The sequence below is a fragment of the Pedobacter humicola genome, from assembly GCF_056490705.1.
Genome location: NZ_JBWJIG010000039.1, coordinates 1 through 1427, shown reverse-complemented (window position 1 = coordinate 1427; position 1427 = coordinate 1). Strand labels below are relative to the sequence as shown.

Here is a 1427-nt window from a genome sequence, read left to right as displayed (position 1 = left end):
TTGCACTGCCCCCAAAAAGTTAGACACTATTTGGGGGCATTTTTATGCGAAGAAAGTATTCAGCCGAATTTAGGTTGAAGCTAGTCAATGAATATCTAGCAGGGCAATCCAAGAAAGGATTAGCAGAACTTCATGGAGTTCCACGAACATTACTTAGAAAGTGGATAAGCTATTATGAATCATTTGGTAACCTTGGGTTAGTCTCACGGAGAACCAACACGTATCCAATTGAGCTAAAGGTTTTAGCCATTGAATGTTATCGAGACAAAACTCTATCTTTGAAAGAGTGTTGTATCCGTTTTAACATTGCAAGCGATGCCACGCTCTTAGGCTGGCTACGGAAGTACGAGCAGTTAGGCATAGGCGGATTATATGCAAAACCAAAAGGACGCAAACCCATGCAAGAAGACAAGAAGCCATTATCGAAGAAAGAGAAACCGTTAACCAGACTCGAGGAGCTTGAAAAGGAAAACTTATATCTACGTGCTGAAAATGAAGTGCTAAAAAAGCTCGAGGCCTTAACCCTGAAGAAACAAGCGCAAAGGAGAAAGCGTTAGTCATTGAGGAGTTAAGGCTAAAATATCCATTGGAGCATTTGCTGCATATTGTAAAAATGGCCCGGAGCAGTTATTATTATCATGTAAAAACAAAGTCCTGCCTGCAGAAACACAGTGTCACAGCGGCACAGATAAAAGCCATTTATAACCAGCATCGCGGGAGATATGGATACCGAAGAATAACTTTGGAATTGAAGAACCAGGGATACACTGTTAACCATAAAACCGTTTCGAAACTGATGGGTTCATTAGGACTGAAATCTCTTATAAGAAGAAAAAAATATCGGTCATATAAAGGTGAGGTGGGTAAAATAGCCCCAAATCTTCTAAAAAGAAAGTTTTTAGCAGAGCAACCAAATCAGAAATGGGCTACGGATATTACAGAGTTTAAAGTCAATGATAAAAAGATATATCTGTCTCCAATAATTGAAATGTTCAATGGGGAGATAGTTAGTTATAATATCTCTGAATCACCGAATTTCCAACAGATAAAAGAAATGTTGAATGGTGCTATTGAAAAAATTAATAAAAAGAATAAATTGATATTGCACTCCGATCAAGGATGGCAGTATCAAATGAAAGAATATCAATTTCTGCTTAAGAAAAAAGGAATAAGACAAAGTATGTCAAGGAAGGGGAACTGTTTGGACAACGCGATCATTGAGAACTTTTTTGGAACGTTAAAATCTGAACTTTTCTATCTTAAAAAGTATAATGATATCAGTCAGTTAAAACAAGATATCGAAGAATATATCCATTACTATAATAACGACAGGATCAAATTAAATCTAAATGGAATGAGCCCGATAAAATATCGAGCTCATCACTGTAATTAATTTTTAACTTGTCCAACTTTTGGGGTTCAGTCCA

General features: G+C 36.8%; 2 protein-coding genes. Both read left to right on the top strand.

The annotated features are described in order from the left end of the window. Window positions 1-44: 44 nt before the first annotated feature. Complete coding sequence (locus tag AC04Q1_RS26425; RefSeq protein ID WP_478367514.1) at window positions 45-557, top strand: transposase; 513 nt, start codon at window positions 45-47, stop codon at window positions 555-557. Window positions 558-559: 2 nt separating this feature from the next. Continuing rightward, on the top strand, window positions 560-1393 hold the full coding sequence (locus AC04Q1_RS26420) for an IS3 family transposase (RefSeq protein WP_478367515.1): 834 nt from the start codon (window positions 560-562) through the stop codon (window positions 1391-1393). Window positions 1394-1427: the final 34 nt, after the last annotated feature.

Bases quoted from the DNA above. Each gene is read 5' to 3' on its own strand.
- AC04Q1_RS26425 (WP_478367514.1), top strand. From the start codon at position 45: ATGCGAAGAAAGTATTCAGCCGAATTTAGGTTGAAGCTAGTCAATGAA.